This window comes from Gordonia sp. NPDC003950 (genome assembly GCF_053605205.1).
Genome location: NZ_JBSGIT010000014.1, coordinates 140,682 through 147,576 on the forward strand (window position 1 = coordinate 140,682; position 6,895 = coordinate 147,576).

Here is a 6,895-nt window from a genome sequence, read left to right on the forward strand (position 1 = left end):
TCGACCCTAATCGTGGGTTCGGATCACTCAGCCGATCGGGAGCTTTCCGCCGAACAGCCCGTAGATCACCTCGAGCATCGCGTTGAGCACCTGCGCGGAGGCGTCCTGCCCTTCGGTGAGCATCAGTTGGGCGATCTCGGCCGGATCCTCGGTGCCCAGCAGTTTCTGGATGAACGGCAGCACGGCCGAGAGTTCGGAGTCGTCCCCCGACGGCGTGGTCGTGGTCGTCGGCGGTGTGGTCGCCGCCGCGCCGGGAGCGCTTGTCGTCGGGGCGCTCGACCCCGAGGTGGCCGCAGCACCCGAGACGTAGTTGAGGATGCCGTCGGTGATGGCCATCGAGTACTTGAGCTGGCCGTCACGCCCGGACAACGCTGCGGCTTCCTGCGGGTTGGACAGGTTGCCCATCTCGATGAACACCGCGGGCACCTTGGTCAGGTTGACCGCCGCGATGTCGGAGCGGGTCTGGATGCCATTGACGACCCCGGCGTAGTTGGCTGCCGGGAACCCGGCCTTGAGGAACGCATCGCGCATCAGGTTCGACGCGGTGCGTCCGCCACTGCCCTGGACCTGGTTGACCGTGGCGTCCGGCACCGGCAGCGTCGGCACGATCATGTGGAAGCCCTTCTTGGTGGCATCCGATCCGGTTGTCGTGGAGTCCGCGTGCAGGCTCACCGCGACGGCCGCACCCGAGCGGCTCGCCGCCGCGGCCCGCTCGTCGACGCATCCTCCCCAGCCGGTGTCGTCGTTGCGGCTGAGCACCACGCGGGCGCCCTGACTTTCCAGTCCGGCCTTCACCAGCTGGGCGATGTCCCAGTTCACCGTGTGCTCCGGTGTGCCGTTGACTCCCGTCGCGCCGGTGGTCTGGCAGTCCTTGGTGCCGCCGCGACCGTCGGGGACCTGCTTGGCGAGGTCATGTCCGGCGGCGCTGCCCTGGTGACCGGGATCGAGGAAGATCGTCTTGCCGGTCAGGGCTCCTACCGTCGGGGCCGCCGCGGCGGGTGCGGTTCCTGTTGTCGCGGTCAGCAGCGCCGAACCGGCCAGGGTGGCGGTGGTGACCGCCGCGATCGACAGCCGCAGTCGCGAGAATCGTGTCTGGGTCATTGCGGTACGGGTGCGCATGCCCGGTCGGCAGTCGCACCACACTCCTTCCATCCAGCAACAGTGGCCACAATAGTCACAGCTGTCACACAGTCAAACAGTCCTGGTCCGGAAGGGGAAATCGGTGACCTGACCCGATCGGATTCGTTAGCCAGCTGTGACGTGACGCGGACTGCGCCGAGACCGAGCGGCGACGGTCACCGCGTCGGCAGATGTCGGGTGATGTGCAGAATGCCGTGTTCATCGTCGCCGGTGGCCGCTGTCGCGACGGCCGCCCGCAGCCCCGTGAGCACCTGCTGCTCGTCCATCCCCGCACCGATCGCCACCAGCGACGTCGATCGTGGACGACCCGACCACGATTCGCGCCGGACCTCCACGAATCCCCCGACCCCGTGCACGACGAAACGCTGCCGGTATCCGGGCAGATCGAACCACACGATTCCCTTGATGCGGTAGCAGCCGGTTGGTGGCCGCTCCAGAAAGGCCGCCAGAGCTCGTGGGTCCATCGCCTCGTCGGTGCCGAAGTGGACCGAGGTGAACGAATCGTGCAGGTGCGGGTGCGGATGGCCATGGCCGACGTGGTCGTCGGCATGATGGTCGTCGGGATCGAGGCCACCGGCATGGTCGTCGTCGGATTCGGCGAGCAGCGCATCGAGCGTCAACTGTTGCGGTCCACGGCCTGGGCCGGCCGTGCCCGCACCGTCGGCCGCCACCGGATCGAACAACACCTGCGGGTCGATCCGGGCATCGGTGACCGTCACCTGCGCCGCGGTCGGATTCAGCTCGGCCAGCGCGGTGCGCAGGTGCGCCAGGGCGTCCGCGTCGACCAGATCGGCCTTGTTGACCATCACCAGATCGGCAACCCCCACGTGGCCGTCGATCTCGGGATGCTCGGTCCGGATACGCGCGAACATGGCGGCGTCGACGACGTAGATCAGACCGCCGTAGCGCATCCGTGGATCGGCGGCCGAGACGACCATCCGGATCAGGGCCTTCGGCTCGGCGATCCCGCTCGCCTCGATGACGATCGCGTCCAGACGTGCCGACGGTCGCAACAGCGAGTCCAGCGCCGCTTCCAGACCGTCACGGTCGACCGAACAGCACATGCAGCCGTTGGTGAGGCTGACCGCCCCGTCCGCCTGCCCGGCGACGAGCATCGCGTCGATGTTCACCGCCCCGAAGTCGTTGACCAGCACACCGATTCGCGTACCGGACGCCGCACCTCCCGTACGCAGGAGATGGTTGAGCAGGGTCGTCTTGCCCGATCCGAGGAACCCGGCGACCACGATGACCGGGATGGGGGCTCGACTCATCGCTCCCCGACGAGGCCGGACACCGATTCCGCACTCGCCGAATAACATTCGGCACAGATCACCGCGAGATCGCGTCCCAGCCGGTCGGGATGGTTGGCCACATTACTTGTCGGACTGCCACATTCGACGCAGGTGGAGATCACGGTGGCGCGTTCGGTGAAGTCGACGGTCATCCGCTTGTCGAAGACGTACAGCGATCCCTCCCAGAGCCCGTCGTCGCCGAACTGTTCCCCGTAGGTGACGATGCCGCCGTCGAGTTGGTAGACCTCCTCGAACCCGCGATGGCGCATGAGTGCGGTGAGTACCTCGCAGCGGACACCGCCGGTGCAGTAGGTGACCACCGGCCGGTCCTTGAGATCGTCGAATGCGCCGCTGTCGAGTAGCGGAAGGAAGTCCCGCGTGGTCTCCACATCCGGGGTGATGGCGTTGGCGAACCGCCCGATGGACGATTCGATGCGATTGCGGCCGTCGAAGAACACCACGTCGTCGCCCCGGGCGGCGATGAGCTCGTGGAGTTCGGTGGGACTGAGCCGGGTTCCCCCGTCGATCACGCCGTGCACGTCGACGGCGACCTCCTGCGGAGCACCGAAGGTGACGATCTCCGGGCGCACGCGCACGGACAATCGCGGAAAGTCATCACCGATGCCCTCGGACCATTTGATGTCGGCATCGGCGAATGGCCGGTAACCGCGGGTCGCTCTGACGTAACGTTTGACCTCGGCCAGATTTCCGCCCACGGTGCCATTGATGCCGTGAGGTGACAAGATGATCCTGCCGTGGAGCCCGAGCGACTCACAGAGCGTCTGCTGCCACAGTCGAATCGCCTCGGGATCCGGCAAGGGGGTGAACACATAGAACAGGACGATCTTGGGGGTCGACACAGTTGTCAGATTACGGAGTTCGACGACGTCGGCGTCTGGCACTCCCGGCGAGTGCCGCGCTCATCGTCGGAGCCGGCGCAGTGATCACCGCGTGTGCGATGTCGAACGACACCGAATCCACCTCGTTGGTGCTGCCGCCGACCGACCAATTGACAACCGAATCGGACACATCGAGTTCCTCGTCGTCATCGACCTCCCGCATAGCGGAGACCGCCACCGAGTTACCCGATTGGAGTATCGGCCGAGTGATCTCACTCGCACCCCGCGCCGATAATTCTCGATATCACGATGGGGCCACCGGGCCGCAGCAGCCACTGGAACAGACATCGGGTTTCCATTTCTCCACCCCCGACCGCACGGTCAATTGCTCAACCGGCGTCAACGGCAACACAACACTCGCCTGTCGGCTCAACGATCAGCCGGCCGAGGGAAACCCGCCGGCGTCGACCCCCTCCGGGTGCCAGTGGGAGGCAAATCTCGCCGTGTTGGACTCCTCCGGACCCCAGCGCGGCGCCTGCGCCGACGACACCACGGTGCTCTACCGTTCGGCGATAGTCGACTTCGGAACGACTATCGCAATCGGACGATTCTCATGCTTGGTCGAGACCGATGGAACTTACTGCCTGGAATCGAGTTCGGATACCGGATTCGCGCTCACCACAACGGGTTACCGCAAGATATACGCAAACGAACGAGCCCCGGCGGCGTTGATCGGAACCAGTGATACAGATTCCATTCCATCGACAACCGCCACCCCCAGTTGATTCGCCGAATCATAACCGAATCGACGGAGCGAAAATCAGTAAGGCTCACGTCCACGAATTCAGCCAAGTCTTAAAGTCGGGGGCTATGATCGACGCTGGCAGCGGTAACTCAGAGGAGCCGTCTCCGGAAGAGGGTTTGACATTCACCGAGACGCGTCCCCACGATTTGTCCACAGCGATTTGCCCACGCAGACTCAGGAGATTTGACATGGCAAAGGTTCAGTCCGTCCAGATCGTCGACGACATCGACGGCAAGGTTCTCGACAAGTACGAAACGGTGCGCTGGGCGATTGACGGCAAGGAGTACGAATTCGATACTTCGACCAAGCACGCTCAGCAATTCCGTGATGCGGTGGCGAAGTATCTCGAGGTCTCGCGGACCGCGGATGCCGGTCGTGCGGTGGCCGCCAAGCGTCGCATCGTCGGCGGCGCCCGCAGCAAGGAGCAGACCCAGGCCATCCGCAAGTGGGCGGTGGCTAACGGTTTCGAGATCAGTGACCGGGGTCGCATCCCGGCGAATGTCCTCGAGGCATTCGAAGCCGCCCACTGAGCCGACGACGGGGTCCGCGCCGCACCCATTACAGTCGAGTGCGTGACCGACTCGCGGAAGAAGGCCAACGCCGACGCCTCGCGCCGTCGGAAAACCGATACATCGACGCGGCATCAGCCGAAAGCGACGTCGAGTAAGGCCACCTACGTCCTCCTCGGCGTCGCCGTGGTCGTGGTGGCCGCGCTCGTGGTGATGGGCATCATCTTCAACGCGAACAAGAAGGATCTGGGGCCGGTCAGCGACACCGTTCTCAACGAGAACGCCGCACTGATCGTCGGCGAACCGGCAGCAACCACCACCATCGATGTCTTCGAGGATTTCCTGTGCCCGGTCTGCCAGGAGTTCGAGAAGGAGTCCGGGCAGGCGATCGTCGACGCCGTGAACGCCGGCACACTGCGCGTTCGGTACCACATGTTGACCTTCCTCAACTCGAAGTCGGCGTCGGGCGACTACTCCGAACGAGCCGCCGGAGCACTGCAATGTATCGGCGATGCCAAAGACCCCGCCCTGTTCTTCCGATTCCACACGGCGCTGTTCGTCGACCAGCCCAAAGAGGGCGGCGACACCGATCATTCCAACGCCGATCTCGCCCGGATCGCCGCCACCCAGGGGGCGTCGCCGGCCACCCAGCAATGCATCTCCGCCAACGCGAAGCTCGTCGAGGCCAAGGCGGCCGCAAAACAGTCGACGACGCAGTTGCAGAAGGCACTCGACGGTGCCGTCGCCACTCCGACGGTGTTGCTCAACGGAGAATCGGTGCCCGACATCACAGAGGGCCCGCAGTGGTTGGCAACGATCCTGACCAAGGAGACCCAGTGACGTTCCGGTGAATACGCGGCGTCGCCAACCAACTCACTGACCAGGCGATTTGTTGCCCGCCGACACAATGGTGTAACTTCCTCAGTGCCCATTTCGAGGGGCGAGATCAACACAATACGGGGCTATGGCGCAGCTGGTAGCGCACCACACTGGCAGTGTGGGGGTCAGGGGTTCGAGTCCCCTTAGCTCCACAATCGAGAAACCCGCTCTGACTTCGGTCGGAGCGGGTTTTTCTCTGTCCTGAGCGGACTCGGCCGCGGCCGGTCTGTCCTGGCCCTGTCTTTTCGCATTCGAGATCGTGACCGCGGCGGGGGCCAGACGCTCCCGCGGTAGCTCTATCGCTCAGCGGGCTAGGTGCTCCAGACGCAGAATCCATTCCGTCACTTCAATTCTGGATCTCTGAACCATCACTGAGACGATTGCGACCAACAGCCGGAAGCCCGATTCGAAGGGATGACCACGCGATGAAATGGACCCTGGCTGCGCGATATCACCAGCCGCACCGACCACTTCTTCTATCGCAGGGCCCGCGAGTACGCGTGGAGTAAGCGACAGACCATCCAGGTCAGACGCACCCTGAAGGCCGTGCAGCTCGTGTTAACCGGCGCAAATCTCCGCTTCCGCGCCTCCGACATTCGCGCAATGCACAACTACGACGAACGCTTGGCCTCGATCAGGTGACGAGTGGAGTGGGCGATGAACGGTCCGTCCTGCCGGATGAGTTCGTCGAGGTCACGGAGCCGATCCCGGTACTTCTCCACCGTGAACCCTGGCACCCACCAGACCACCTTCCGCAGCAGGTACACCACGGCCGCAACATCGTGGATCACGATCCGCAGCTTCGCTGTTTGCAGATTGACGATCTCCAACCCGGCGGCCTCTGCCGCGGCTGCCTCGTCGTCAGGGTGGCGTCCTCGCCTGGCTTGGGGTTGCGGGCCGAGGAAGAACTCGATCAGCTCGAACACGCTCGCCGGTCCGACGTGCTGGGCGAAGTAGGTGCCGCCGGGCCGGAGCACGCGGGCAATTTCCTCCCACCAGATCGTCGCGGGATGCCTGCTGGTGACCAGATCGAACCCCTCGTCAGCAAACGGCAACGGAGGCTCGTCCGGGCCTGCCACGACGACAACACCGCGAGGATGCAGCAGCCGGGTGGCCTTCGCGACGTTCGGCGGCCACGACTCCGTCGCGACAGCGGTGGGAGGGAAGGACTCGGCCTCGGCGAGAACCTCGCCGCCGCCGGTCTGGACATCCAACGACGCTGATGCCCTGCCAACCCGCTCGGCGAGCTGGCGGGCATAACCCCAGGCGGGGCGTTCCTCGGTTGCTCGTCCATCCACCCAGGAGAAGTGAATCGCCCCGGGTTTGCTGGAGGCTTGGTTAGTTGGTTCCAGCGGATGCCGGGACCGGGTTCTCACGGTAGCTGGTGACCGTGTAGGTCGACCAGTAGGCGGCCTCGTACTCGACGGGTGG

The 6,895-nt window shown here is 64.7% G+C and carries 6 protein-coding genes, 1 tRNA gene and 1 pseudogene; 3 read left to right on the top strand and 5 right to left on the bottom strand.

Going from position 1 to position 6,895, the window contains the following annotated elements; translation table 11 throughout:
• Positions 1–27: 27 nt before the first annotated feature.
• The 4 genes from ACWETB_RS14415 to ACWETB_RS14430 all read right to left on the bottom strand — a co-directional run bounded on the left by ACWETB_RS14415 (position 28) and on the right by ACWETB_RS14430 (position 3,509).
• A complete protein-coding gene (locus ACWETB_RS14415) occupies positions 28–1,101 on the bottom strand; it encodes an N-acetylmuramoyl-L-alanine amidase (RefSeq protein ID WP_348804305.1) in 1,074 nt (357 codons plus the stop codon).
• A gap of 194 nt (positions 1,102–1,295) precedes the next feature.
• Positions 1,296–2,411, bottom strand: coding sequence for a CobW family GTP-binding protein (locus ACWETB_RS14420; protein WP_452211820.1), 1,116 nt, complete (start codon positions 2,409–2,411; stop codon positions 1,296–1,298).
• Positions 2,408–3,292, bottom strand: coding sequence for an oxygen-dependent tRNA uridine(34) hydroxylase TrhO (gene trhO, locus ACWETB_RS14425; RefSeq protein WP_348804307.1), 885 nt, complete (start codon positions 3,290–3,292; stop codon positions 2,408–2,410). Before trhO ends, ACWETB_RS14420 begins: the two co-directional genes overlap by 4 nt.
• A gap of 10 nt (positions 3,293–3,302) precedes the next feature.
• On the bottom strand, positions 3,303–3,509 hold the full coding sequence (locus tag ACWETB_RS14430; RefSeq protein WP_449743137.1) for a hypothetical protein: 207 nt from the start codon (positions 3,507–3,509) through the stop codon (positions 3,303–3,305).
• Between the two features lie 755 nt (positions 3,510–4,264).
• On the opposite strand from ACWETB_RS14430, the gene ACWETB_RS14435 reads away from it, so the two are divergent.
• The 3 genes from ACWETB_RS14435 (at position 4,265) to ACWETB_RS14445 (ending at position 5,616) form a co-directional block, all read left to right on the top strand.
• Positions 4,265–4,606: a histone-like nucleoid-structuring protein Lsr2 gene (locus ACWETB_RS14435; RefSeq protein WP_348804310.1), complete on the top strand. Its 342-nt coding sequence runs from the start codon at positions 4,265–4,267 to the stop codon at positions 4,604–4,606.
• A gap of 174 nt (positions 4,607–4,780) precedes the next feature.
• Positions 4,781–5,425, top strand: coding sequence for a DsbA family protein (locus ACWETB_RS14440; protein ID WP_348804562.1), 645 nt, complete (start codon positions 4,781–4,783; stop codon positions 5,423–5,425).
• 118 nt (positions 5,426–5,543) lie between these two features.
• Positions 5,544–5,616, top strand: a tRNA-Ala gene (locus ACWETB_RS14445).
• A gap of 459 nt (positions 5,617–6,075) precedes the next feature.
• Here the strand turns inward: ACWETB_RS14445 and ACWETB_RS14450 are convergent.
• Positions 6,076–6,771 (bottom strand): annotated as a pseudogene (locus ACWETB_RS14450) (class I SAM-dependent methyltransferase); the annotation flags it as partial.
• Positions 6,772–6,895: the final 124 nt, after the last annotated feature.

Excerpts from the sequence above, each read along its gene's own strand:
- ACWETB_RS14415 (WP_348804305.1), bottom strand. The coding sequence starts at position 1,101 with ATGACCCAGACACGATTCTCGCGACTGCGGCTGTCGATCGCGGCGGTC.
- ACWETB_RS14435 (WP_348804310.1), top strand. The coding sequence starts at position 4,265 with ATGGCAAAGGTTCAGTCCGTCCAGATCGTCGACGACATCGACGGCAAG.
- ACWETB_RS14420 (WP_452211820.1), bottom strand. The coding sequence starts at position 2,411 with ATGAGTCGAGCCCCCATCCCGGTCATCGTGGTCGCCGGGTTCCTCGGA.